Here is a 26,365-nt window from a genome sequence, read left to right as displayed (position 1 = left end):
GCTGTCTGTTTGGCGTTTACTCCCGGAGGATTTCCGACACATGGTTATTAACCAGTCTTATATGCGTCCAAAAGAAAAATGTGCCGTTTTTGGCATATTTGGAGCGAGCCCAGAAGTAGAAGCGGCTCGTTTGTCGTTTTATGGGCTATGTGCACTCCAACATCGCGGGCAAGAAAGCTCGGGTATAGCGAGCAGCGATGGCAAAAACTTGCACTTGCACAGTGACTTTGGACTCGTGACAACTGTCTACCGCGAAGATGACCTGGTGAAGCTTCCTGGCCATATTGCCATCGGTCACAACCGCTATTCTACCTCTGGTGGCACCGACGACTGTTTTAACCAGCCATTCTTAGACGACAAGCACGACTTAGCCTTTGCGCACAACGGGAACATCCCCGACACCACCAAGCTTCAGGAGTTCCTCAAGGGCCACCATATCTCTACGCGCAAGCTGAATGATTCCGGCATGATGGCAGCGGCAATCGCCTGCCAGCTCGAACAGGGTCTGTCGCTGCCCGATGCAATAGCCGCATGCTACCCACTCTTCACTGGCGTGTTTTCGGCCGTGGCCATGAACCAAGATACACTAATTGCCTTCCGCGACCAGCACGGCATACGGCCGCTTTCTCTCGGCAAACTCGAAGATGGCAGCCACATCGTTGCTAGCGAGACGTGCGCCCTCGACACCATAGGAGCAACCGTAGAGCGCGAAATTGCCCCAGGTGAAATGGTTGTCATCACAACAGATGGTATTGAGTCTCGTCAGGTAATCCCAGGCGAACAGAAGCTCGATATCTTCGAGTTTGTCTACTTTGCACGCCCCGATAGCATCATCCTCGGCAAAAGTGTCAATGAAGTGCGAATGAATTTCGGACGTATCATGGCACACGAGTCACCGGTGGCAGCAGATGTTGTTATCCCCGTTCCAGACTCGGCTATTCCTGCCGCACTCGGTTACGCCGAAGCTAGCGGTATACCGTTTGAAATGAACCTTATAAAAAACCGCTACATACACCGCACGTTCATTCGCCCCACGGCCGAACTTCGCGAGCACGACCTCAAAATGAAACTTAACCCGCTGGTAGATGCCATATCCGGTCGACGCGTTGTCCTGGTGGACGACTCAATTGTGCGCGGTACCACCATGCGTAAAACCGTGCAAATGCTTCGCGACGCTGGCGCCACTGAAGTTCACCTCATGATAAGCTCACCACCCGTGCTCTACCCCGACTACTACGGTATAAATACTCCGACACAAAAAGAACTCGTTGCCTCGGAAATGACCGTGCCAGAAATACGTGCATACGTGGGTGCCGACTCGCTGTATTTCCTGAGTTACGACGGCATGATAGAGGCAACTGACCTCCCCGAACACTTTTTTTCGGCTAGTTGCTTTACGGGCATATACCCCACACCCATCGGAAAGCGCGCGAAGGAAATTACCCACATAAACATCACCGACCGGCTCGTACCGGAGCAAACTGCGGCATGAAGCGTGCCGCCATCGCCATACTGGCATCGGGCAGTGGCAGCACGGCAGAAGCATTCATCCGTAACGTACAGACACAAAACTACCCGCTCAATGTCCGTCTGGTCATATGCAATAATCCAGATGCGTTTGTTTTTGAACGCATCAAACATTTGAATAGTGAGCTGAACCTCAATATTACCTCTGTGGTCGTGAACGGTCACACGCAGGCAGCAGAAAAACCCCCTTTGCATGGGCAACAAACGGACGAAGAGCAAATGGCAATTTTGGAACTCCTCCAAAAACATAACATTGACTGCGTTCTGCTACTGGGTTACATGAAGCGTGTGGGTACACGGCTAATCAGTCGCTATGGATGTCTACCAGAGCACACAAGCATATACCAGTGCCGTATGTTTAATACGCACCCTGGTTTGCTGCCTCAAACCATTGGAACCCACGGTCTGGGCACCCAAGAATACACGCTGGCACAAGGTATGACAGAGGCCGGACAAACCCTCCATGCAGTCGCTCACGAGTACGACACAGGGCCGACTGTGGCCGAACATCGCGTTGTGGTTGAACCCGACGACACAGCAGAGACACTCTTTGCCCGCGTACAGACCGCAGAAAAGGAGCATATCGCTAGCGACATCATGACGTTTCTAACTGCACAGGAGGAGTACCACAGCACCCACGACTCAACAGTAACGTAACGTTGTCATCCTGAACTTGTTTCAGGATCCATGCCTCTGATCAGATACAGAACCGCTCAGATTGCATAGATTCCGAAACCAGTTCGGAATGACACAAGGAAAAGGAGGTTCTATGGCAACTGTACTAATCATCGGGAGTGGCGGGCGAGAACACGCGCTGGCGTGGGGCATGGCACAATCGCCCACGGTTGAAAAAGTGTTTGTTTCGCCCGGGAATGCCGGTACGGCCACGGAAACTAAATGCGAAAATATCGCAATTTCTGGTGATACTGAAGTGGTTGCGTTTTGTAAAGATCACAGTGTTGATCTTGTGGTTATTGGTCCTGAGGCACCTCTGGTAGCTGGTCTGAGCGATATACTACGCGCTGCAGGTATCACGGTTTTCGGCGCTAGCAAAGCCGCTGCGCGGCTCGAGGGCAGCAAGGCGTTTGCCACCGAGTTCATGCAGCGCCACAGTATTACTATTCCTGAATCTGTCATCGTGGATTCTGCGGACAAAGCTCAGGCAGCAATTGCAAAGTTTGGTGGGGCAGCAAAAAGCGTCATAAAAGCCGATGGTTTAGCCGGGGGCAAAGGCGTGTTCTTGCCAGATACTGATGCTGAGGCGTCCGATGCCATAAAAAAGATTGTGAGCGGCAAAGTAGACGGCGACGGTAGCCGGTTTGTTATACAGGCTAGGAACCACGGCCCGGAGGTTTCTGTGTTTGTGCTGAGTGACGGCGAAAACTACCAGATAATTCCGCTCGCCTCTCAGGATCACAAACGACTTCTTGCGGGCGACAAAGGACCGAATACTGGGGGCATGGGTGTGTACGCCCCCCTGCCCGACTGGATGCTTTCGGCTGCACAATGGAACAAAATTGCGACAATTGCGCAAAAAACCGTCACAGGCATGGCTACAGATGAAGCGCCGTATCAGGGAGTACTATACATGGGCCTCATGCTTGCCGAAGAATTGGGTGGTGACCCGCTGGTTATTGAGTATAATGCCCGTTTTGGCGACCCAGAGACAGAGGTTATAATCCCGCTCCTACACGGCAACGGTGTCGATATATACGATATGCTGTATGCCACTGCCACAGGTGCCATAGCAGAATTTGCACTACCAGAAAATTACAATGCTGCCGCACTAACCATTTGCCTCGCCGCCGAGGGCTACCCCGAAGCACCCAAAACTGGCGCAGAGATTAGCGGGCTTAGCGAAGAGTACCGAGATGTTAGTGTTTTTCACGGTGGAACAAAGCTCGAAAACGGCGCCACTGTTTCTTCAGGTGGTCGTGTCCTCTTTGTCACCGGCCTAGGCGTGAACCTTGAAGCCGCTTCAGCTGCCGCTAACGCGGCCATTGGCGAAAATGCCATTCACTTCCCCGGCATGCAGTACCGCCCCGACATCGCCTGGCGCGCCCTCGGTTCGTAATCACATACCGCGCACTTCCTATTGGTATCGCTCCTTTACCTTCTGATACGCGTCGCGAAATGCTACCCCCTGTCGCACTAAACGATTAACCTCACTCACGCTTTGCATGTCAGAAGTTATCGCTTTTTTGAGCGCTGCTGAATGCATAATTATTTCAGGGATTGTCGCAGTTAACACGTCGAGAGTTTCAATTAAAATAGTTGTCGCCATGTAAAGCGGCTTTTTCATTAGCTGGTAGTCTCTGTGATAACCGCTCCCAACGCCTGTTGCCACGGCTGCAATCTGTCCTGTGTATGTCGAATACATGTGTGCATGGGCTCTCATCACCTCAAACACATCGTAGTTTCTTTTATGTGGCATTATGGACGAACCAGTTGTGTATTCATCTGGCAAACTCATAAAATTAAATTCTTCTGTCGTGAACAAAATCATGTCATTTGCAAATTTTCCCGCAACCGTCATCAATAGTGCATACGCCTGAACAACCGATTGCTCAAATAAGCCTCTCGACATACCACAGTAGAGGGGATTCTGTTGAGTTTTTCCAAATCCTAATGCTTTCGTCGTGAGGTCGCGCCGTATTGGCAAATCAACCCCATAGCCAGCAGCTGACCCAAGAGGATTCTGGTCAATATAGTGATGTGTTGCCTCTAGGAGCAGCTGGATGTCAGTGAATGCGTCATGATAGCTCATTAGCCATGCTGAGACGGTAGATGGCATCGCCTTTTGGGTATGTGTGTACCCTGGCATCGGCACTGCACTAGTGGCTCGCGATTTTTGTTGCAACTGGTATGCCACACTCGCGAGACCGCGTTGCACAAGCTCGAGGCTATCTTTCATGTAGAGTCGCATCATCACGAGAGATTGATCATTTCGACTTCTCGCAGTATGTATTTTCTTACCCGCGTCACCAACTTGCTCAATTACATACGCTTCAATCGCACTGTGCCCGTCCTCTACACCAGGCTTTATGACAAATGAGCCCTTTTTCCACTCTGCTTTAAGCTGCTTGAGTGCTGCAACCAATGCTGTCGTTTCACTCTTGCTCAGAAGGCCGCACTGGCCAAGCATTTTTGCATGGGCAATCGACGCCTTTATATCCCAGCCGAGCAGTACTGCGTCTAGCCAGACGTCATCCCCGACCGTATACTTTTCGACTATGGGATTAAGTTCTGGGCCTGATGCGCTTTCCCAAAGTTTATTGCTCATAGTTATATACTCCGTACGAGGTTTGTTGTGACAGGTTATATATTTCTATGAATCCTGGTGACGCATTTTGGTTGAACGCCGGATTCCTCTCAAATGTAGCGAGATTTTCATTAAATAATGAGTAGGGGGAATCGAGCGATACTACTACCACACTTCCTTGATGTAATTTTACTGTGACACTTCCTGAGACTTTTTTATTTTGGTTTTTTATATAGGCGTGTAGATGTGCCATGGTCGGCTCAAACCATTGAGCCGCATAGAGCAAATACGCCCATTTCTGGTCAATGAATGATTTCATTTCATTTTCCACTCGGGTCGAAACCAGCATCTCTAGCTTTTTATGTGCCTGTGTCAAAATAGTGCCGCCAGGGTTTTCAAAAATTCCTCTTACTTTAAGTCCGACGAGCCTATCTTCAATAAGATGAACTACTCCTACACCATGTCGAGCACCAAGCAGGTTGCAGTGTGAAATAATATCTACTAATGGCATCTTCTTATCCTGCACTCCCACTGGCACGCCGTGCGCGAACTCAATGGTAATGTATGCAGGCTCAATTGGCGTGCTAGCAATAGGGTTGCACCACCGCAATATCTTCTCGAGAGGCGCTTCAAGAGATGGCTTTTCTATTTCACCACCTTCAGCAGAGTTGCCCCACATGTTTTCATCATATGAATAGAGGCTAGCCTCAGTTTGTATCACATTAATACCGTGTTTCTTCGCATATGCCAGTTCCTCTGCTCTGCCCATTGCCCATTCCCTTACGGGTGCAATGATTTTCAAATGCGGCGCAAGAGTAGTGATATACGATTCAAATCGCACTTGGTCATTACCTTTGCCTGTGCAGCCATGCGCCACTACCTCACAATTCGACTTCTCGGCAATTTGTACCGCAATTTTCGATATCATGACTCTTCCAAGCGGCGTATGAAGAGTGTACCCGCCCTGATAGTCGGCGTTTGCTTGTATGGCTAGGCTAAGTATTGATTCTGCGAACTCCGTTTTTGCATCATATACCAGCGCCTCTACGGCACCAAGATCAAGCGCCTTTTGCCGGATTGCCTCTAGGTCATCTGCTCGCTGGCCAATGTCGACTGTCAGCGCCACTACCTCGCACCCATATTCCTCCTGAAGCCACTTCAGCATCACCGATGTATCTAGCCCACCCGAATAAAGTAATAGGCATCTGCCAAAATTGCCTTTTATTGCCTCATACGAGGCTACCTTCTTATAGGCAGGGGCATTCCAAACCAACTGCTTTGCATTTGTTTGTGTGTGTATGTAACTCATAAATATCCTCCAAATAAAAAGACTCCCGGTACTATGGGAGTCGTCTCGGAGTCTGATTTTTTTATGCGCGAGGACCACTCCCATTCATACGAGAGTCACGACGGTTTTGCATGTAGTATTCACATTTCATACATGTACAATAACAGAATTTTGAGTCTGACACAATAGTAGCACCCCTAACTGCTCACTGCGCCGAAAAACAGAAGCCAGGATTAGCTCGATAAGACCCATCTCGACGACTGCCTCATCTGTTAAGGGTTTTGTCGTCTTACCATTGTCGAACGAATTAACAGATATTGGGAGGTAGCGAGCAGTTACGAGCACCCTGCCCATGGCTCGCATGTCTATCTCGGAGTCACTACTCCCTGTTTTGTAGCTATAATAACAACTAGACTAAAGAATAGTGCTAGACAAATTAGGAATCTTTTTTCAACGAAGTGTGTGGATATAGAAGCAGTTACAAAACGCCGGTGAAAAACTGCACGAAGGATATAAGGGCGACGGTATCACCAATACGTTCGAGTTGGTCGTGACCAGCTTGCTGTGATTTCGGGATGAACGACGCAAAAAATGCGAGCACCCAAACACCAGCGAGTTGCACCCACGCCACCACCAGCGGTCCTTTTTCGGTAGATTTGTACCACGGCTTTTTCAACTTTTGATTTTGAGCCATAGTTTGATTGTACAGTAAGTCTAGCTAATAGGCGGGTAGTCGGCAGGGGGCTTTCGGTGGCTAGCTCAGAGCATAGCTGTAGACAAAGGCCGCCCGTTGAATCATCGCATAAGCGATGCGACTAAGACGACCGCGCGGAAGCTCCTGGCTCAGGTGTTATCGGACTCTAGATTTTCGTAAAAATGTGACGCAGCAGAATTATTGGGTTGTGTTTACCATTTAGCAGCCGGCGAGAAGCTAGAGCTGTACCGAAACCTGTCGGCTACTTTCTCAGTTAGCAGCGAGACTTTCAGCGCCGCGAACGTGCTGAAGCGCACCCATCATAATAACCCAGCATGCATCTGAGGAGAGTACCCTGGCACCGGGAGAGTGCTCATTAGCCCACTGACTCATATCGTCCATTTGTTCGTAAGGCACGGTTATGCTTGAGACGTGAGGCAACTTAACTTCCGGCCCAAGTGCAATGCCGTCACCATAATCACTCAGTGGTCGGCCAGAGACAACTGCCTCTACCGCACTACCATCTATACCAAACCAGACGCCATAACTTCCTCTTTCAAATGTGTAGCTTGTGTTGGGGCTTCTTGCACCATATACTTCGGACAATGCACGAGGTGGATAGTGCAGATGCGGATTTTCTAGCGCTTTATGCTGGCGCAGATGCTCACCGTACTCCCCTGTACGGATTTCTTCACCTTCATCGTGGAGCTGTTTGGCGCTTACAATTGCACCGCGGCGCGCAATACCGACCAATGCCCTTGCATTTGTAACATGAAAATAATTGCCTAGTGCTTTAAGCGGAGGAAATCCTAGGCCCGCAAGCTCTGCGATGAGCTCATCCGTCGCATAATAGTCCGCGCCATGGGCATGCCCTGTGTTAGTCATGCCGGTAATATCTGGCCGCGAAGCACAAACAGCACCACCTTGTCGCAAAGAATAGCTTGGCTCGGGCGGCCGTAGAACAACTAACCGTTCTGACATAAAAGAAATTATAGCACTTTTTTTAAAAAATGCAATCAGTTCATGTGGCTTCTACATTTTTTGGACACAAGAGGTTAGACTAGCACTTGCAGGGGTCGCAAGAACAGGTTTCACCGCATTTGCAGGTTTTACTGGGGTGAGTTTCACCGCATTTGCAATCTTTGCAGTCCGTACAATCTTTTTTGCCACTACAGTCGCCGCATTTTTTCGTATCGCTTGGGAGAGGGAACTGGCGAGAGAATGCTTTTACTTCTTCGTGAATGGCAGCGAGTTTTGCGTCGTCTTCGCGGGCATCAATTGCCTGCTTCATCCACTCAGCAATCTTCACCATATCTTTTTCTTTCAGCCCGCGCGTAGTAATTGCCGGGGTACCAAGGCGTATGCCACTGGGGCGGAATGGCGGGAGCGTGTCGTTTGGTACGGAGTTTTTGTTGAGGTTTAGGCCTACTTTATCGAGCGCTTTTTCGGCAACACCACCGTCTATACCGAAGCTCTGGTGCACATCTGCCAGTATAAGGTGGTTGCTCGTACCGCCGGCCACCAGCACAAAGCCGCGCTTTTTCAGTTCTTCTGCCAGTACCGCCGCATTCTTCACGACCTGCTTCGCATACGTTTTGAATTCTGGGCGGAGGGCTTCACCAAACGCCACGGCTTTTGCGGCAATGGTATGCATGTGCGGGCCGCCTTGCGTGCCAGGGAAGATGGCGCGGTCTATGAGTGTAGGGATGTTTTGAATGGTCTTTTCTGGTGCCTTGAGCGGGGTCGACACCGTGCCTTTAGAAAGAATGAGGCCGCCACGCGGGCCACGCAGCGTTTTGTGGGTGGTAGTGGTTATGACATGGAAGCCATAATCAAACGGGTTCTTCGCTTCACCCGCCACAATCAGCCCGGCTATATGCGCCATGTCGGCCATAAGCAAACAGTCGGGACCAACCTCTTTGGCAATGGCCGCGAATTTGGCATAGTCGAGTTCGCGCGGGTAGGCACTAAAGCCTGCAAGCAAAATCTTTGGCTTGTGTTTAAGCGCCAACTCGCGCAGTTCTTCGTAATCTATCTCGCCAGTCGTAACATCTTTCACCTTGTAGCCGACAAAGTTGTATATGTGCGCCGAACGGGTCATGGGGTTACCGTGGCTCAAGTGACCACCGTGACCAAGGTCCATTCCAAGCACGGTGTCACCTGGTTCGAGCCAAGCATAGTACACGGCTTCGTTTGCGGGAACGCCCGAATGCGGCTGCACATTGGCATGGTCTGCCTTAAAGAGTTTTTTCGCGCGGTCTATGGCGAGTTGCTCGAGCGGGTCGGTGAAATCTTGGCCACCATAGTAGCGCTTACCCGGGTAGCCTTCGCTGTATTTGTTCGTAAAAATACTGCCGTTTGCTTCAAGCACATCGGCCGAGACGTAGTTTTCGCTCGGGATAAGTTCTAGCCCTTCGTGTTCGCGATTGTCTTCAGCAGCAATCAAATCAGCCACTTGCGTATCTACCATTGCATACCCTCCTTATTTGGAATTGTCATCTTGAGCGAAGTCGAAATACCTTCTGAAACAAGAAGATTCCTCCACTACGGTCGGAATGACGTAACCCCTTATTGCTACCTATAGTGTAACCCGTAGCGAATGAGCAGCATATAGTAATTTTGTCTGCGGAACTGTTTAGGAGGACCTTGTCCTCCTCGCTTATTCGGAATGAATCCGCATAAGCTCTCCTCCTGCCCTAAAGCTCGCCTGTCGGCTCCGTCGCTTCGCTGACACAAAATGGAGGACCTTGTCGCATCCTGCGACCCCGCAACTTCACTGCGGCAAGCATAGCTTGCCCGGAAGGTTGCCTTGCGACTCGCCCCTGGCAAGTCTTTCGCTTTGCCCATTGCTTGATTGCTTGTCGGAATTGAGTGTAATATACCACTAGTGATATAATAAGCCTCCATGACAACGCAAACAAACGAACGAATTGGTGATTTTGTGGCGCGTGTGCGCCAAGAACGTGGCATGACTCAGACTGAACTCGCTAAGCGGCTTGGTACGAGCCAATCTGCCATCAACAGAATAGAGAAGGGGCGGCAAAACCTCAGCCTAGAAACACTCGGACGACTGAGCGAAGCACTCAATAAACAAATAATTTCCTTGGGTAGTGGTTCGGTTAATCTACGCATAGCAGGTGGGCACGAACTCCATGGCTCCATTCAACTCAAAACCAGCAAAAATGCAGCAGTTGGCCTCCTGTGCGCTGCGCTGCTAAACCATGGTACAACTAAGTTTGTAAATTTCCCTCGTATCGAGGAAGTGTTCCGGATACTCGAAGTGCTGGAAAGCATTGGAGTGCAGGCCAAGTGGACAAACGGGAGCGACCTGGAGCTACGCCGGCCCGCCAAACTAAATCTGGGCAACATGAACAAAGAGGCTGCCCGAAAAACCCGCACGGTAATAATGATGATGGGCTCGCTCATGCATGAGCATAAAGAGTTTAAAATCCCCTATGCGGGGGGTTGCAAGTTGGGCGAACGCACGGTGGAGCCACACCTCTTTGCCCTGCAAGAATTTGGCCTCGACGTTAAAGCAACCAGCGGCCACTACCAAGTATCCGTGAAGCCAAGGCCCGCTGGCAGGTTTGCGCTGTACGAAATGGGTGATACCGTTACTGAAAACGCCCTCATGGCTGCCGCTGGGCGCGAAGAGGAAACCACCATAGAGTTTGCCAGCGCAAATTACATGGTGCAAGATGTGTGCTTTTTCCTACAGAAGCTTGGTGTCAAAATAGACGGCGTAGGGACAAGTACTCTGCGCGTTCGTGGCGTCAAAAACATCAAGAAAAATGTAGTTTACGCACCAGCCGAAGACCCTATAGAAGCCATGTTCTTCATAGCTGCAGCCGTGACCACAAACTCGGAAATCACCATTGAACGCGTGCCGATAGCGTTCGTAACACTTGAGCTCCTAAAGCTCAAAAAAATGGGCCTGAGATACGATATAACCGAGCGATACCATGCTACAAATGGCAAAACCGAGCTGGTTAATCTTCACATCCAAAAACACAACGGCGAACTACGCGCACTCATAGATAAAATTCATTCACTCCCCTACCCCGGCATAAACACCGACAACTTGCCCTACTTTGTTCCTATGTGCGCCGTCACCAAAGGTCGCACACTCATTCATGACTGGATGTATGAAAACCGCGCCATTTACTACACAGAGGTCACAAAAATCGGTGCAACGGTGGAGCTGGCTGACCCGCATCGCGTTTACATAACCGGCCCAACCAAGTTCACCCGCGCAGACGTATTTTGCCCGCCCGCCCTTCGTCCAGCCAGCCTCCTGCTCATAGGTATGCTCGCTGCGGATGGCGTTTCGACACTACGCAACATATACACCATTCAGCGCGGCTACGAAGACTTGGCCGAACGCCTAAATAGCCTTGGCGCTCGTATAGAAGTATTTCAAGATTTGTAGAAGATGTCGGGACGGGCCATAGAATAACGAATTCGGCGTCTCGAACGCACTCGGAGCCTGTACAAATGAATTACTTGCGTCCGCTGTAGGTAAAGTAAAAAAGCTGGCGGAATTCGCTGAGCGTTGGGCCAGTGCAAGTTTGTAGCATGAGCCGCGGAGGTCCGCTGTAGTTCAGAACGCCGACATTTGTTGGGTCAACCACCTCGTGACTGACCAGTTTATATACAAAAACAAATCCTTTGTCTGTCGTTATGATAGCTTCAGCACCGGGCTGAATTCCTAGTAGCGGGCCAAAGACCCACGAGGTGGCATGACCGTATATAAAAGTATTGCCCTCGCGTGAATTTGCCAACTTTGATGCTGTGTCAAACTGAACTTTGTCGTTATGAAGTGTCCAGGTTCTCGAAACAGTATCGTATGAGCCGTCTACCACCGGTAGGCTGATTCCAACACTAGGAACTTCTATCTTGATTGGTCGACCAATGGCAAACGGGACCGGTGGAGTTATTTTTGTATAGTCAGGCAGGGCTGCAGCATAGGCCTTAAACTGTTTGTCATACTCACGCAACGCAAGCGGGTAAACAGATGCGCAAAGCAATATGCCCATGGTCAGGATATACAGTGCTGCTTTCGTGGTAAACCCAAAACGCCTTTTCTGCGGTGTCATAGGTATATTATATCATAATTTATACAAAATATGTTACTGGTACAACATTTTAAACAAAGGTAGGACCTTATTGACCGGTTACGAGGCGTTCGTCCGAGCTTCAGGGGGAGTAGGCCGTATTCGGATTTATTCCGAATACGAGCCGTTGAGGGTGAAGTTTGCCAGCGGCAAACCGCAAGGCTCTCTGCCGGTTAGGCTATGCCTAACCACACGCAGAAGCGGGACCGCAGAATGTGGCGAGCCCCTCATATATTTGGTGGGGGGAGTCGACCTTTCACCTTCGGTGAAACCCTGCTCCCATGGTCGCAGGGCAAGGGCGGCTGAGCGCCACTGGCGCTCGCGTTCGCCTCACCCAGCCCAGAACCATGCAAAAAACCTTTCCTTTCGGAAAGGCCTTTTGCATGGTGCGGGTGGGGGGAGTCGACCTTTCACCTTCGGTGAAACCCTGCTCCCATGGTCGCAGGGCAAGGGCGGCTGAGCGCCACTGGCGCTCGCGTTCGCCTCACCCAGCCCAGAACCATGCAAAAAACCTTTCCTTTCGGAAAGGCCTTTTGCATGGTGCGGGTGGGGGGAGTCGAACCCCCGTCCCGGGCTTGGAAAGCCCCTATAATAGCCGTTATACGACACCCGCTTGTTTCTCATTATACCTGATTATAGACTCCTTGCATCCATCCTTTTAGACGTCGAAAAAACTGCACTCCGTATTTCTGCTCCCCTCTTGCGCGCAAAATAATGTGGGCAGTGCCATATGGTAGTTTCCCGGCAGCCTTTCGGCTTTTATTTTCCCGCTTATCTATACTAACCCAGCCAAAATTGCTCTCAGATAGGCCAGTTGTCTTCAGCCAGAAGTCCTTACTAAGCTCCGGGCTAGTATCGGGATAAATGTGTATAGCCAAATTTATATTTTTGTCTGGAACACCAAGCCCACGCAACCAGGCCATTATCAAACGTATGACCTCGGGGTCTGAATTTGCTACTCTTACTTGTTCAGTAGTTTTAGCTCCTTCCCCAATATACAACCCGAGACCCAGCATCCAAAGATCCCTTTCCGTCAATGTGCCTATATCTGTGATGCCTCTTCCTATTTGTGCGGCTGTATCTGCAATCCTTTGTCTGCGACGAACTAATCCAGCTCTTTTTGAGCCATTTTGCATCCTTTCCCGCACCTGAGCATTTGGCGTGAACTGCATATTCCGAAACCAATAGCTCATTGTGCTTAACGGAACGCCTGTCTTTTCATGTATTAGTACATAGGAATAACCCTGCCGCCTCAGCGATAAAGCTTTTGATTTTTTGTTTACCATAATATTAGTATAGTATATCTAATTCATATATTCGAAATGTGAAGGCTATTAGAAGTGCAGCGCTCCCTGGTAGCTTAGTTGGGAAGCTTTGAGTAAAAGACGTATGCGGCATCTATTCTAGCCAACTGGGTTTTAACTTTCTACATGATTTCGCTATACTCTCAAGTGGCGCTTGTATGCCCTGGTAGCTCAGCTGGATAGAGCAGAGGACTTCTAAGCCTAAGGTCGCAGGTTCGAGTCCTGCCCGGGGCGCCACAATTGATTCTTCATTTTGATAATCCCAAGTGAAGTTGTACTCTGTAACCATGGCATCCGCGGTGAAAAAAAGAAATTTCATAGAACGAAAAATAGACTGGCTTGACCACTTTCAGCAAAAATCTTTGTTCTCGTTTCCCTACGCCGTACTCAAAAAACATAGTGATGATGAAGCTGGCTACCAGGCCACTCTTATTGCCTACTATGGGTTTTTATCTATATTCCCACTCCTTATAGTCGGCACCGGCATTGTGCAAATATTATCCCAAAATGACCCAACGCTTCGTGAAACTTTTTTGCGTAACGCTACGAGCTATTTTCCGGCCATAGGCAATACCCTTGCAGACAGTATCAAAACTCCAAGCAAAAGTGGCCTAGCCGTTTTCCTGGGCTTACTGATTGCACTGTACGGCACCAAAGGCGTAGCACACGCAGTGCAACACGCCCTCAACCACGTATGGTCCGTACCGCGAAACCGCAGAGCCGGCTTCCCTAACTCAACGTTCAAGAGCTTTGGGATAATCGCTTTTGCCGGAGTAGGGTTCATTGCCGCAGCCACACTCATCGGGTATACCACGGCAGCAGAGCATGAGCTATGGGCACGCATGTTGCTAGGCACGGGCGGGTTCATTGCGCTCTTTAGTGTGTTTTGGGGGGTGTATACATTTGGGTCATCGGCGCGACGGCATCCTGTGGTAAATGTGTACGGTGCACTTTTTGCCGCCGTAGGGTTCCTCGTTCTGCAGACGCTCGGTAGCTATATTATTGCCAACCAGTTGAAATCGCAGACTGGCCTAACGGCCCAGTTTGCAGTGGTACTTGCTATATTGTTTTGGCTCTACCTGCAAGCACAGGTATTTTTGCTTGGAGCAGAGCTCGCAAGTGTGCGATTTCATCGCCTGTGGCCACGTAGCATTACCCCTCAGCCGCCGCTACCCGCCGACCACAAAGCCTACGACCTATATAGACACCGCGAAACTTTCACCGATGACAAGCCCGTTGGACACTAAAAACTACACCTCCGCAGTATATGTTGATACCTTACGCGGCCCATCTTTTCCCAAGATAAAGTCCCCGCTTTCGCAGGGGCTTTACAGGAGCGAATAATGGGGCTTGGTCACCTTCGGCGACCCCACAACTTCATCTTTGAAAGCCACGTATTTCACACCAGCCAGCCTGCCAACCAGCAAAGCTGGTTGCACCGCTTGCTTCTTTGACTCCTGCACATTTTTCCTTTCCAGTACTCACTCGCCGTACCCTAGTACGGCTCCTTCCGTGCTTCAAGGAGAAAATGCACATGAGCTCAAAGTGCGAAATGCGTGAAAGCATAGCTTTCAAGAGAAGATTGTCTTGCGACCCGCCACTGGCGGGTCTCACCCACGGCCTTGGGCGTGTGTTCAAGCCGCCACGCCGCCAAGATAAAACCCCCGCTTTCGCAGGGGCTTTATCTTGGGGCGAATGATGGGGCTTGGTCACCTTCGGCGACCCCACAACTTCATCTTTGAAAGCGTAGCTTTCAAGAGAAGATTGTCTTGCGACCCGCCACTGGCGGGTCTCACCCACGGCCTTGGGCGTGTGTTCAAGCCACCACGCCGCCAAGATAAAACCCCCGCTTTCGCAGGGGCTTTATCTTGGGGCGAATGATGGGGCTTGAACCCACGGCCTCCAGTGCCACAAACTGGCGCTCTAACCAACTGAGCTACATCCGCCATAAAACAGAGGTGATTATAGTCGAAATATGACAAAATTTCAATCATGCGAAAAATCTTACGTGAAACAGCACACTCAAATAGCTTTTTACATGCCGTTTTATACGTAAAAAAGCCGAAAAATCGGCTTTTTTACTTGGGAATGCTATTTCTTCTCTGTTTATTTCGTCTGGGGTGACTACGCGGCCATCGTTTGGTTACGACGTCGGTCGCTTAACGCAGTCAGAATGGCTAGCCCCATAACTGTCAGACTCATACTCACCGCCACCCACACACTACCGCCGGTATTTTCTAGCTTTGGCGGGTCAACTGCGCCGAGCACTTGCGGAATGGTGTTCTTTTGGTTTACGAATGTACACTTCACATCCGCACCCGGCACGACTTCCATGGTTACCGAACTGCCTTCACGAGTTATCTCAGCCCCAGTACACGTAGCGCCGTTCAGTGTCCAACCGTTCACGCCATCGTCAGTCAGACTAAAGCTAGTCTCTTCATCGCCGCCACCGTCGCATTTTTCAGGCGCGTCACCCAAGATGTTAGGTTGCTAAATCGTCTCATAGTCCGTGCACCTCCTCTATTCCAACACCCTAGCCACCCGTATATTCCGCACTATACGCCCCTTATCTCGCAATTGAAAGCGTGAGTGGTATTGATTGTTTCCCAAAGCTGTTTATTCTGTTGTTGTTATACGCCAGCTTTGTTTATTTTTCTGTAAAAAACTTTATAAAACCAAGAATCTATTTTTACTACAATTTTATTGTATTTTCGTAAATTTTATGTTATATTAAATTCCGGAGCTATGAGATGGATGTCTTAGATTATTCGTACGAACTGATGCGCTTGCTCTTCCTGAGTGGAGCAGTCTTTGGTTTGCTGTATAAAAAACGATACGGCGTGACACCTGGCGGCATCATTGTGCCGGGGACACTTGCGATTGAGCTTGGGAGCAGTTTGAAGGCATTCTCAATCTCAATCTTAACAGCCGTTATCTGTTATTTTCTGCATAAATACACCTTTGGTAAGTACGCACTATCAAAACGCCAATCCAACTATATCTTTATTGCATATAGCGTCTGTATCAACATTGCGTTGACCCTCCTGCTCGGAAAACGCCATTGGATATCGACGGAAATTGGCACGATTAGCCTTATCTCATCTGGCCTGATTGCCATTTCAGCTCACAAATACCGTCTTGGCACCGTCCTCAGAGGAACACTGAGCGTCACGGCACTCACGTACCTGGTTGGTCTGACTCTCGCCAGTTTCGTTCCTTTCCACTTACTTTCCCAAACGACGATTCAGCTCAGCAGCTACGTCAGACTCGGTTTCTTGCACGCTGCCATTTTCTTCCCGCTCAGCCTACTCGCTTCCTACACTATCTACCGAAAGATGAACACCAAGCTATTTGGATACCTCCTGCTCCCCTATATCGTCGTGATGCTGACGAGCTCATTACTACAGGCCGCCCTCATCTCAGCAGCCATCTACGTTAACTACTACTTCGTGAAGTATGTCATGGAACGAACCCTCATTATTGGACTCGAGCGATTCGTCATTAGCTTGTTCGGAAGTTACTTCTTTATTTCCCTGATTGACTGGATCGCGATTCAGACGAAAGTTCATGGTTACCGGCCATCGCCGCTGGCTGCTCTGGTAGTCGTTACGGTTGCAACCAATAGCCTTGTCCTGTCCATTCCTCGTTTACACCTGCGGCGCGCCGATTTTTCGATTGCTCAGAAGATGTTGCAGATGAGCACCGGCACAGTGGCAGCGTACATTAGACGGGCTGCAGCCAATGGTCTCAGCCGCTGGAACGCTGCAAACTGGGCATCCCTGTCGCACCGTCTCAGCGTGACGACAAAACAATCCCTACATCTGAGGCGTCCAGCCTGGCTCAAGGAGCAGCTATGATTATCCCCTTGTTTGTCGGCTTGCTGTACGCGATCTATCTCGTATTTTCAGCCTATGACACGCGGAGATATCACCGTCAGTTAAATCAGATTCCTCATCGTATTCACGTTAATGGTATCCGGGGTAAATCTTCGGTGACCCGCCTGATTGCTGCCTCGTTACGCGAAGGTGGGCTACAAACGGCCGCCAAGACTACCGGAACAGCCGCACGGGTTATTATTGATCACGACACAGACATTCCGGTGCCGCGCAAAGAAGCCGACATTGCCGAACAACGGCGCATGATTAGTGCATATCTTGGAAGCAAGCATAGCATGTACACCAGTCGGCCATACCAGGCAATTGTATTCGAGTGTATGGCGATTAACCCACTGTACCAGCGCTATCTCGAACGAAAAATTATGCGTTCTACGATCGGAGTTATCACCAACGTCCGTGAAGACCACATGGATCTGCTTGGACATACCTTGGCAGATATTGCTCGTAGCCTTGCTTCAACGATACCAATAAACGGCCACTTGGTGACTGCCGAAACCGACCCTGCAATTCTCGCCATTCTTCGAGAAGAGTGTGAGAAACGAGGTAGTAAACTCCATCCGGTTGGTACCCACCGCGTCAGCAGTAGGCAGATGGCCAAGTTTGCCCATTTTGAATATGCCAGCAATGTCGCCATCGCCATTAAGGTTGCCGAGCTCATCGGGATCAATCGACAAACCGCCCTGAGTGGGATGCACAAGGCGAATCCAGACCCTGGGGCATTTGTCCTGCAAGAGCTAGCTGTCCCCAATCGAACCCTGTTTTGGGCGAACCTCTTTGCTATTAACGACCGCGAGAGTTTTATCTATACAGCCAATGTCTTACACGAAAAAGTCGGGCCGAAGACGAAAAAGGCTGTTATCTTGAACAACCGTCTCGATCGCCCTGAACGAGTCCTCCAGTTCGTAAACATTTGTCTTGACGACATTAAAGCAGACTACATTATTACGTTTGGTGACTACGAGCCGCAGATCAAAAAAGAATTGGCACGGCACACCAAACATAGGGCAAAAGTCCTTTACCTAGGAAACTCGACTGCGTACAAGAATGCTGATGGCGAGACATTGTTACGTGCCATTACGAAAAAGATTCGCGCCAAACGATGCGTGCTGTATGGAACGGTCAATATCCACACGAAGCAAGCCGAAGCCCTGTTGCATGTTTTGGAGCCAGCCGTATGATCACACGCAGACTGACAAAGTTACCTCGTTTCCTTAGAGAAACCTTGCGTACCTTCTTTACCGGTGATCGGACGCCAAGACGCTTTGTAACACAAAGTCTTCACACGCTATCCCTCATCGTCTTCTTTAGTGGGGTTGCCCTCGCGCAGCATTCAGCCACCAAGCCTACGGCGCTCAGCCTCAACCAGGTCACGCCGGCGAACACGACCACCTCGGTATCACCTTCGACTCCAAATACCGAGAGTAATGGACTGAAACGAGCAAGGATTGCGCTCGCTGAGTACGGTAAAGGAGTAAAAGAACGAGTCCCTGGGTGCAACTGTGGCCAGGCAGTTGATGTTTACACCGGAGGTAACCCCGTCCAGTGGTGCACCGCCTTTGCAAGCTGGGTAGCCCAGCAAGCCGGTACTCCAGTGCGCAACCCGGATACCCACGGCTGGCGAATATTCAATTCCCAAAAATTTATGGCCATCCTCCAGGCAAACCATGCTTTCTACTCAAAACAAGATTTAATCGACAAGAAAACAACTCCTCAGATTGGTGACTTTGTTATATCTTGGCGTGGTAACTATGCAGAAAAGCTCGGTCACGTCGATATTATTGTGAAGTTAAACCCGAACGGTACGGCTGATCTCGTCGGTGGCAATGTCGGGAATGCCATTTCATACCGTGCAAACTATCCCTACCTCGATTCGTACGGTTTTCAAGGAATCGGGCGACCATAGCCGTCGAACTACGGGGTACTCAGCAGTTGAAGTAGTATGCCGACTGCAAGAGGGACAATGAGGTTATCAAAGCCAAGCGCAGCAATGTTCTCAAGCAGCGTCGCGGCAAACGCCCCACCGATTATATACGGCCAGGCCAGTCCGTTATCTGATAATGCGCTGTAGCCGATGAGTAATGCCAGCGATATGACAAAAAAGGTGGTGCTACCGGCAAGACTTTTGGTGCGGCCATAGAGATGATATTTGTTTTCGGTACCAAACCGCCCGCCGATGATAGCGGCAAATCCATCGGCCAGCGCCATTTGCAAAATAGCCGCAGCATAAATTCCTTTTGACGTGGTAATGATAGTAAGCAGACCGACGCTAAGCGCAAAGAATATTTCACCGTACGTTGGGCGCTGCACACTGCCAATAGCCTTAAACACGCCCAGGTGCATACTCGCCAAAACCACTACAAAAAACGCGAGGCTGAGGAGGCGTATTTCCGTCCAGTCAAGGAAATACGGCCAAAATGCCACGAACGTACCGACCGTGACATGCACAAATTTGCGTCCGACTTCCCCGTGCAACCAATGCTTTCGCCAACCCCATTCGCTAAGAAGCAGGAGCCCAAACACAATGCCAACCGCAAGGCCCATGTTTATTAGATTCATCACCAAATATTGTACGCTTGAGCCTAGTAGGCAGCAAGGCTGGCAAGAAGCGCGTCGTACTGGGTGCGCAGTTCTGTAGAGAACAAGACGTTTGGCTCTGCCATGTGCTGGGCGGGGGTGGTTATGCCCGACGCTGGCGCAAAGTCACGAGCATAATTTACGGCAACAACGCGGTAGCGCGAACCGCTAATAACTTTATGTCCCTGGACACATACGCCAGAGACGAGCAAGTTAGAAACTGATTCTTGAACACTGTAGCCTCCGGCGGAAGAAGGTAGGCTTCGGACTGCGTACGAAACATCGGCGCCGGAGCCTTCTATGCCATGCCAGCTCGTGTCGTATGCGCTAAGCGGGGGGACAACATTGTCCGGCTCCAAACAGCCAACACCGCGACCGACAGAGGTAGACCAGTCATCGCTCATGCCCCCCACAATAACATATGGGTTTGACGAAAAGCGCACAACCTCACGATGGCCAGTGTCTGCAGCCGCAACTTTTGCATCTTGTACGCTCGCCGTTCCCCAGCTGGTTGGATAGCAGAACTGTACGCCAAAAGATTCGTTCCTGAATGCTGTCTTTTCACTCCCACAGCTAGATGATGTTGTCTCTTCAATCTTTTTTTCTGTGGTCGTTTGAGCTGGTTGTTTCTTTTCCGAAGCGGTTATCTTATTTTGTGCTGTTTTTGCCGGTGCAGTAGCCTTGCCGCCCAGCAAAAACCCAACCAGTACTGCTAGCCCTACTACTATGAGCGCGACCGAAGCATAGAGCACCTTCCTGGGCAGGCGTTTTGTTTTTGCGACCGCCGCTACCTCGGCTTCATCGTTTTTCTGAGTATCGTTATTCGTTTCTGGCGACATAGTACCCTCCGTGTTATATGCTTCATACTACAGTGCATGGGGAATTTTGCAATAAGCACTAGCGTAGTTGGGGTGGCAGGATTATCGCTGCGCTCCTCCACTCCGAAAGGGACGTGAGCAAGCTTCCGTTTCCTTTCTCCGCTACGCGACCTTCACGACCTACGATCTTTGCTGCGCGAATCTCTGGTCGTGGGTCCAAACCCGGCTATGCCATACAAAAGACTCGGCACGTGCCGAGTCTTTTGTATGGTCGGGGTGGCGGGATTTGAACCCACGACCTCGTCGTCCCGAACGACGCGCGCTACCAAGCTGCGCTACACCCCGGTGAAATTAACAGAGGTAATTATAGCACCCTGGGTGAAAAGCCGTAAATAACACCTGTATTGCATGAGGGAAGATGCGGCGTAGTATCCCACGAGGGGACAGGATTATCGGGCTTCGCCCTCTTCCCTGCGGTACTCGCTAAAAACAAAAGTAAACTTTCGTTTTTTGCTCCGTTCCTCGTCCACGAACCTGCGCGCAAGCTCGCACCACATCTCACTGACATAAGAAAACACCCCAGCTCTGCTGAGGTATTTTCTTATGGTCGGGGAGACAGGATTTGAACCTGCGACCCCTCGGTCCCAAACCGAGTGCGCTACCGGACTGCGCCACTCCCCGACAAATTGACGACGTAAATGTATTGTACCCTATTCTATGAACGCGGTAGAACCAAACCGCGGTCACTTTCGGCGACCCCGTCGCCACATCTTTGAAAGCACAGCTTTCAAGAGTGGACTCCCTTGCGGTCCGCCACTGGCGGATCTCACGCTACCGGACTCAAGCCACTCCCCGAAGGTCACAGCACGATTTTAACAGATATACCTTCGGATGTACACAGCTTCACATTACCTGTTCTAGTTCTTCATGCTATAGGCCTCCTGACAAAATAATCACCACAACATAGCCTCAATCTGCCATACTGTTAGGTATGACAGAAACAAATACGATCACCCAAGAAAACCAATATGAACTACTACGCCCTGTTCTCAATGAACGCCAATGGCGTATATATCTCGGGACAGAAGCTCGTAAGCTAGGGCTCGGTGGTATCTCACAGGTTGCCAGGGTTGCCAGCGTAGATCGTGAGACGGTCTCCAGAGGGATAGCTGACAGTAAAGCCCCACCACTCCTTGACCGTATCCGTCTACCTGGTGGCGGCAGAAAGACACTGACGGATACTGACCCAACCCTGGAAACTGATCTTGAAGCACTACTCGATCCCAAGGGGGATCCAATGAGCCCAATACAGTGGACTACCAAATCACTCAGTAGGCTTGAGAGCACTCTCAACAAAGCCGGTCATGCAGTCAGCTACCGTACAATTGGCCGTATCCTCAAAGCAAAAGGCTTCTCCCTACAGGCAAATAAGAAGAACGTTGAGGGTGTTTCACACCCTGACCGGGACGGTCAGTTTCAATTGATCAATACTACCATCAAAGACTTTCTAGCAACCGGCGACCCTGTTATCTCAGTTGATTGTAAGAAAAAAGAACTCCTCGGCAACTTCAAGAACAATGGCCGGGAATGGCAGCCAAAAGGTAGCGCAGAAGTCGTCAATGTCTACGACTTTCCATCTCTCGCCGACGGCAAGGCGGTGCCGTACGGCATCTATGATCGACTCACAAACACCGGGTTCGTGAATGTCGGCACCAGTGCCGATACCTCAGCCTTTGCTGTTGAAAGTATCCGACGGTGGTGGAAGGAACATGGTCGTAAACTGTATCCCAATGCAAAGCGTCTCCTGATCACTTGTGACGGTGGCGGGAGTAATGGTTCACGGAACAGGTTGTGGAAGAAGGAATTACAGGAGTTGGTCGATGAGATAGGTATACCGATTACCATCAGGCATTACCCTCCAGCTACGAGCAAGTGGAATGCCATAGAGCATAAGCTCTTCTCATACATATCCATCAATTGGAGAGCGAAGCCATTGACTAGTCTAGAAACTATAATCCGACTTATCTCCAGCACAACCACCACATCAGGGCTGACAGTCACAGCCGTAGCCGATACGAATATCTATGAAAAAGGCATCAAGATATCTGACAAAGAGCTCGCCGCACTAAACGTGCGGCAAGAAGACTTTCATGGTGAGTGGAACTATACGATTGGGGTGTCGGCTTAGGATGTGGGGATTATTTTGTCATGAGGCCATAGCATTGAGAACTAGAATGTAAGACGTAGATTTAACGTTTAGAGAGACGGCCTTTTTCGGGGATTCGCCATCTGCGCAACAACCAGGTTTGGCACACAAAACACATGAGAGCCGCCACAGAGAGGAAGGCAAAGCCAAGAATAATTATTTGGGTCTCGACGTTATTCTGGTTTATGCGAGCAATAAACACTATGCCGAGCGGCGTCAGCGCTAATATCATTTTCACCCAAAACAACACACGTTCGGTGAGCAGTTTTCGTTTACGGGCAGGGATTTTTTCAACTGGTTTATGAGCAACCACAGGAACCGCCCTTTCTGCGGCCACATGCACTACTTTATTGGTAACTTTTGCTGCGGCGGGGATGTATTTGGCAAACACCACATAGAAAACTGCACCTATAATAACCGCTGCCAATAATATGGTTCCAATCAATAAAAGTATGGATGGCTCTTGCGCCGCTACTGTCGTAACAGGACGAAGCTCTTCTACCGGTACATTCTTTGGAAAGATTGTCTTGCCAAGCTCAGAGTCAAAAAATCCCGGTAAATACAGCGCAAGCAGCCAAAACCATTCCATAAACACAGTAAAATAGCCTGTTCCGCCCAGGATTTTCAGGATTGAATTATGCACCTTTTTCTTTTGCTTCATTATTCCCACACCTCGCGAATGTGGCGGACGTGTACAGCGCGACCGGTGGAATCGTCTATTTCGGCGAGCAGGGCGCAGAACTGCATACGGCCGGATGTCTCAAGTTCATTTCGCGTTTGGTAGCCGTCGCGCCAACGCGGTATTATGCTGTCGAATGTTACGCCCAGGGAAGAGTCCAGCGAGCCACACATACCAACGTCGGTTATGTGTGCCGTGCCCTTCGGGAGCACCTGTGCGTCCGCCGTCGGCACATGCCAGTGGTCACCAACCACCATGCTCACGCGGCCATCGAGGTAGTGGCCAAACACAATTTTCTCGCTACTAAAATCACCGTGTAGGTTCACAACGCTGGCGGCGTATGATTCGCGGGGAACAGCCGCGAGGATTTCGTCGATTTTCTTCAACGGATTTTCTGTCTCTACTTCGGCCTGCTTACCGACTATGCTACCAAGTATACTCACCACCAGAACTATACTTTTGGGCGAATCAACGAGCTTATAGCCCGGCCCTGGGCAACCAACCATATTGGCCGGACCGACCACTGGCTGCTGCGGGTCTTCGAGAAATGAAGTTAAACGCTCATCTGTAAATGAATGGTTCCCGCCCGAAAATGCCTGCACGCCAGCAGCTTGCAGGCGCGCCATGTCTTCTGGCGACATGCCCTTCCCCTCTGTAACGTTTTCTGCCTGCGCCACCACAAAGTCTATGCCCTCACTACGTACCAAACCCGGCAACATTTTCTCAACTGCCCGCATACCCATTTCGGCCATAACATCGCCCACGTAGAGGATTTTCATGCTTACAGTATACCTGTTTGGGGAGTTTGAGTTAAGGAGAGAGGTCAGAGTTAAGAGATACGAAATAAGAATGCGGCCGCAGGCCGCATAGAAATTGTGGCTTAAGTCACATTTCGGGTGGCTCAGTTAATCTGTTCTCTCAGAGAAGAAACTACGGAGGATTGTAATTGTACGCTGTTTTGAGGTTCCTCTGTGTGCGGTTAGCCTGTCTTTCCAGACACCAAATCTACCTTCTAATGCGTTGGTGGTATTGGCTGGGTTCTTGCCAGTATCTCGTTGGTACGCTTGCATGTAGTCGTGCTGGTAGGTAAACAAATTGTCCAGGTTGCGGACGAGGCTGAAGTAGGCTCGCCTGGTACGTTCATGAGCGTATCTTCCTGTTATGTCATCTCGCTCTTTGAGCCATGAGCCGTACTGTTCGTACCAATCCGCCAAGGCAGCTGCAAACGTGGTGATGTCAGTTCTCGTGAGGGTAAGTGCTATGTGTCTCAGTGCAACGTTCTGCGCAAGCCTGGGTCGACGAGTGAGGCATCTGGTCATAGCCATGAGTTGATGAAACTGACAGTACTGTACAGGTATGGCATGATCTTCTAGCATTGTCTTCACGCCTCTACGCCCGTCAATGGTTGCCATGATGATGCAGTAGCCTAAGGACTCAAGTGTATCTGTTGCGACCTCATAATCCCTGGTTCGCTCTGTCCCCTCCAGAACGGCATAGTAGAGGACAGTGTTCTCGCCCAGGGCTGTATTCGCAGTAGGGTCAATAACGACTAACATACCCCAGCCATCAAAGTAGGTGACATCCATGACGACGGCAACCACACGAGGCTTGTGGACAATAGCTGGTGGCACATATGCAGCGAGACATGATCGTATACGTGTCTCACCGACCTTATGCGAACGGGCGAGATCACGGACTGTTCGGCCATCAAATGCATACTGATGCCAGAGTTTTTTTAGACGTCTGTCTGGTCGTGGTTTACTTTGCCATGATGCACCGCAATCTTCACAAACATAGCGTTGTAAGCCACGGCGTATACCATTCTTCTTTACGTTGGTACAATGAAAAAACGGACAGCGTTTCGCTCTCATAGTTTTTCTCCTAATTAGTTTTGCAACCTTAGGATACTATGAACAGCGAGCCTGTCCGTTTTAGTTGAAAGTAAGCATTAGCAGCAACCCGAAATGTGACTTAAGCCGAAATTGTCGCGCCAGCGATACAACTAGTGTTGGCCATGCGGAAGCTCCTGACCAGACTGTTGTCGGCTTCTACAACTTCCGAAAGGCAACGAGACTTGTTTGACGAGCAGCTAGTATGCCGGTGGCATACTAGCTGAGAGGAGTTGTCGAGTTGGTTGTAGAAACGAACAACTGACTGCCAAGATGCTGAAGCTCTGGCCGAGGTTTCTCGCTTCCTCTTTTCCGGCAAAAGAGGAAGTCGGCTGGCAGTCCGAGAACTGCCATGTGAAGTAAAGTTTAGTGAGACTGTGAAGATTAGTGAAAACACAGACGATAGTAGAGACGTATGGATGCTGAAACTAGTTCAGCATGACGGAGCATAAAGGCGTATGTCTTTCAATCAGGCCCGAGATAAGGTTGAGGATGACAAAACCGAACAAGCGCATGGATTCCCGCGTACGCGGGAATGACACCGTTGAGGAGCAATCCCTCACTTGACTCACGATGAAGGGGAAACCCTAGCGGGTGGTGGTCTTGGTGGGGGTTGTCGTCGCTGGCGTCTTCGTGCTGGCTTCTGGCGCCTTGTTTTCTGTGGTGGTACCGTTCGTGTTTATGATGGGCGCGATATTAATGAGCTGGTTGTTTGACTCACGGTAAATGATGGCGCGCTTGGGGAAAATGACGAGGTAGTCGCCCTTCTGGACGTTTTTGTAAAACTCGGCGTTTGCCTTTTGCAGTTTGGCTGGGTCTTCGACCCGTGCAACGGTCGGTGCTTCTGTCTCGTCTATTCGTAATACTTGCTTGAGCTTGTCCAGAACTCGCTTCGTTTCTGCACTGTTTTGCGCTTTCTGCGCGCTTGACGGATCACTTTTTACATCTTGGTACTTCTGGTAAAACACAAATGTACCTACCAGCCCTACAAGCGCAAGGCCTACCGCAGCCGCTACAAGACCATTTTTACCTGATATACTAAAACGACCCCTGTTTGATTTAACTTCGTTCGTATTTTCGTCTTCATCTTTTACCATTGTATCTGCCATATACT

Annotated in this window: 23 protein-coding genes and 5 tRNA genes; 10 read left to right on the top strand and 18 right to left on the bottom strand. The window is 50.0% G+C overall.

Going from position 1 to position 26,365, the window contains the following annotated elements:
- Nucleotides 1–40 precede the first annotated feature (40 nt).
- From IPP75_05305 to purD, 3 genes are all read left to right on the top strand, one after another.
- On the top strand, nt 41–1,492 hold the full coding sequence (locus tag IPP75_05305) for an amidophosphoribosyltransferase (GenBank protein QQS69301.1): 1,452 nt from the start codon (nt 41–43) through the stop codon (nt 1,490–1,492).
- Complete coding sequence (locus IPP75_05300) at nt 1,489–2,184, top strand: hypothetical protein (protein QQS69300.1); 696 nt, start codon at nt 1,489–1,491, stop codon at nt 2,182–2,184. The genes IPP75_05305 and IPP75_05300 overlap by 4 nt, the downstream gene beginning before the upstream one ends.
- A 112-nt stretch (nt 2,185–2,296) precedes the next feature.
- Nucleotides 2,297–3,601, top strand: a complete 1,305-nt coding sequence (gene purD / locus IPP75_05295; protein ID QQS69299.1) for a phosphoribosylamine--glycine ligase — start codon at nt 2,297–2,299, stop codon at nt 3,599–3,601.
- Nucleotides 3,602–3,619: 18 nt separating this feature from the next.
- Here purD and argH read toward each other — a convergent pair whose 3' ends face one another.
- The 5 genes from argH to IPP75_05270 all read right to left on the bottom strand — a co-directional run bounded on the left by argH (nt 3,620) and on the right by IPP75_05270 (nt 9,241).
- Nucleotides 3,620–4,810: an argininosuccinate lyase gene (gene argH / locus IPP75_05290; protein ID QQS69298.1), complete on the bottom strand. Its 1,191-nt coding sequence runs from the start codon at nt 4,808–4,810 to the stop codon at nt 3,620–3,622.
- A complete protein-coding gene (locus IPP75_05285; protein QQS69297.1) occupies nt 4,800–6,098 on the bottom strand; it encodes an argininosuccinate synthase in 1,299 nt (432 codons plus the stop codon). Before IPP75_05285 ends, argH begins: the two co-directional genes overlap by 11 nt.
- Nucleotides 6,099–6,555: 457 nt before the next feature.
- A complete protein-coding gene (locus IPP75_05280) occupies nt 6,556–6,771 on the bottom strand; it encodes a hypothetical protein (protein ID QQS69296.1) in 216 nt (71 codons plus the stop codon).
- Nucleotides 6,772–7,041: 270 nt separating this feature from the next.
- Nucleotides 7,042–7,752 (bottom strand): hypothetical protein, encoded by a 711-nt coding sequence (locus tag IPP75_05275; GenBank protein QQS69295.1) that lies wholly within the window; start codon nt 7,750–7,752, stop codon nt 7,042–7,044.
- Between the two features lie 79 nt (nt 7,753–7,831).
- Complete coding sequence (locus tag IPP75_05270) at nt 7,832–9,241, bottom strand: serine hydroxymethyltransferase (GenBank protein ID QQS69294.1); 1,410 nt, start codon at nt 9,239–9,241, stop codon at nt 7,832–7,834.
- Nucleotides 9,242–9,676: 435 nt separating this feature from the next.
- Between IPP75_05270 and IPP75_05265 the strand changes: the two genes are divergently transcribed.
- Nucleotides 9,677–11,200, top strand: a complete 1,524-nt coding sequence (locus IPP75_05265; protein QQS69293.1) for a UDP-N-acetylglucosamine 1-carboxyvinyltransferase — start codon at nt 9,677–9,679, stop codon at nt 11,198–11,200.
- Between the two features lie 70 nt (nt 11,201–11,270).
- Here the strand turns inward: IPP75_05265 and IPP75_05260 are convergent, their stop codons facing one another.
- The 3 genes from IPP75_05260 to IPP75_05250 all read right to left on the bottom strand — a co-directional run bounded on the left by IPP75_05260 (nt 11,271) and on the right by IPP75_05250 (nt 13,171).
- Nucleotides 11,271–11,867, bottom strand: a complete 597-nt coding sequence (locus tag IPP75_05260; GenBank protein ID QQS69292.1) for a sortase — start codon at nt 11,865–11,867, stop codon at nt 11,271–11,273.
- Between the two features lie 556 nt (nt 11,868–12,423).
- A tRNA-Gly gene (locus IPP75_05255) sits at nt 12,424–12,498 on the bottom strand.
- A 10-nt stretch (nt 12,499–12,508) separates the two neighbouring features.
- The gene (locus IPP75_05250) at nt 12,509–13,171 is read right to left on the bottom strand and encodes a hypothetical protein (GenBank protein QQS69291.1); all 663 of its coding nucleotides are present in this window, start codon (nt 13,169–13,171) and stop codon (nt 12,509–12,511) included.
- 178 nt (nt 13,172–13,349) lie between these two features.
- On the opposite strand from IPP75_05250, the gene IPP75_05245 reads away from it, so the two are divergent.
- Both IPP75_05245 and IPP75_05240 read left to right on the top strand, forming a co-directional pair.
- Nucleotides 13,350–13,426: transfer RNA gene (locus IPP75_05245), tRNA-Arg, on the top strand.
- A gap of 50 nt (nt 13,427–13,476) precedes the next feature.
- Nucleotides 13,477–14,436: a YihY/virulence factor BrkB family protein gene (locus IPP75_05240; GenBank protein ID QQS69290.1), complete on the top strand. Its 960-nt coding sequence runs from the start codon at nt 13,477–13,479 to the stop codon at nt 14,434–14,436.
- 622 nt (nt 14,437–15,058) lie between these two features.
- Here the strand turns inward: IPP75_05240 and IPP75_05235 are convergent.
- Nucleotides 15,059–15,135: transfer RNA gene (locus tag IPP75_05235), tRNA-His, on the bottom strand.
- 178 nt (nt 15,136–15,313) lie between these two features.
- Nucleotides 15,314–15,667 carry a hypothetical protein gene (locus tag IPP75_05230; protein QQS69289.1) on the bottom strand — a complete coding sequence of 118 codons (354 nt, stop codon included), beginning with the start codon at nt 15,665–15,667 and terminating at the stop codon, nt 15,314–15,316.
- A 272-nt stretch (nt 15,668–15,939) separates the two neighbouring features.
- On the opposite strand from IPP75_05230, the gene IPP75_05225 reads away from it, so the two are divergent.
- Genes IPP75_05225 through IPP75_05215 form a run of 3 tightly spaced genes read left to right on the top strand, consistent with a single transcriptional unit; the run spans nt 15,940 to nt 18,988 of the window.
- The gene (locus IPP75_05225; GenBank protein QQS69288.1) at nt 15,940–17,046 is read left to right on the top strand and encodes a hypothetical protein; all 1,107 of its coding nucleotides are present in this window, start codon (nt 15,940–15,942) and stop codon (nt 17,044–17,046) included.
- Entirely contained in the window at nt 17,043–18,263 is a 1,221-nt protein-coding gene (gene pgsB / locus IPP75_05220) for a poly-gamma-glutamate synthase PgsB (protein ID QQS69287.1), read from the top strand. Before IPP75_05225 ends, pgsB begins: the two co-directional genes overlap by 4 nt.
- Entirely contained in the window at nt 18,260–18,988 is a 729-nt protein-coding gene (locus tag IPP75_05215) for a DUF2272 domain-containing protein (GenBank protein ID QQS69286.1), read from the top strand. Before pgsB ends, IPP75_05215 begins: the two co-directional genes overlap by 4 nt.
- An 8-nt stretch (nt 18,989–18,996) precedes the next feature.
- Here IPP75_05215 and IPP75_05210 read toward each other — a convergent pair whose 3' ends face one another.
- The 4 genes from IPP75_05210 to IPP75_05195 all read right to left on the bottom strand — a co-directional run bounded on the left by IPP75_05210 (nt 18,997) and on the right by IPP75_05195 (nt 21,158).
- Nucleotides 18,997–19,641, bottom strand: coding sequence for a hypothetical protein (locus IPP75_05210; protein ID QQS69285.1), 645 nt, complete (start codon nt 19,639–19,641; stop codon nt 18,997–18,999).
- 23 nt (nt 19,642–19,664) lie between these two features.
- Nucleotides 19,665–20,498, bottom strand: a complete 834-nt coding sequence (locus tag IPP75_05205) for a hypothetical protein (protein QQS69284.1) — start codon at nt 20,496–20,498, stop codon at nt 19,665–19,667.
- Between the two features lie 247 nt (nt 20,499–20,745).
- Nucleotides 20,746–20,822 (bottom strand) — tRNA-Pro (locus IPP75_05200).
- A gap of 259 nt (nt 20,823–21,081) precedes the next feature.
- Nucleotides 21,082–21,158, bottom strand: a tRNA-Pro gene (locus IPP75_05195).
- A gap of 310 nt (nt 21,159–21,468) precedes the next feature.
- Here IPP75_05195 and IPP75_05190 point away from each other — a divergent pair.
- The gene (locus IPP75_05190; protein QQS69283.1) at nt 21,469–22,665 is read left to right on the top strand and encodes an ISAzo13 family transposase; all 1,197 of its coding nucleotides are present in this window, start codon (nt 21,469–21,471) and stop codon (nt 22,663–22,665) included.
- A 61-nt stretch (nt 22,666–22,726) separates the two neighbouring features.
- Here IPP75_05190 and IPP75_05185 read toward each other — a convergent pair whose 3' ends face one another.
- The 4 genes from IPP75_05185 to IPP75_05170 all read right to left on the bottom strand — a co-directional run bounded on the left by IPP75_05185 (nt 22,727) and on the right by IPP75_05170 (nt 26,360).
- Nucleotides 22,727–23,344, bottom strand: coding sequence for a hypothetical protein (locus IPP75_05185; GenBank protein QQS69282.1), 618 nt, complete (start codon nt 23,342–23,344; stop codon nt 22,727–22,729).
- Nucleotides 23,344–24,141, bottom strand: a complete 798-nt coding sequence (locus IPP75_05180) for a YmdB family metallophosphoesterase (protein ID QQS69281.1) — start codon at nt 24,139–24,141, stop codon at nt 23,344–23,346. Before IPP75_05180 ends, IPP75_05185 begins: the two co-directional genes overlap by 1 nt.
- A gap of 126 nt (nt 24,142–24,267) precedes the next feature.
- Nucleotides 24,268–25,233, bottom strand: a complete 966-nt coding sequence (locus tag IPP75_05175) for an IS1 family transposase (protein ID QQS69280.1) — start codon at nt 25,231–25,233, stop codon at nt 24,268–24,270.
- A 605-nt stretch (nt 25,234–25,838) separates the two neighbouring features.
- Nucleotides 25,839–26,360, bottom strand: coding sequence for a hypothetical protein (locus IPP75_05170; protein QQS69279.1), 522 nt, complete (start codon nt 26,358–26,360; stop codon nt 25,839–25,841).
- Between the last annotated feature and the right edge of the window lie 5 nt (nt 26,361–26,365).

The sequence above is a fragment of the Candidatus Saccharibacteria bacterium genome, from assembly GCA_016700375.1.
Lineage (GTDB): Bacteria > Patescibacteriota > Saccharimonadia > Saccharimonadales > UBA4665 > JAGXIT01.
This window is presented reverse-complemented; position numbering and strand designations above follow the sequence as displayed.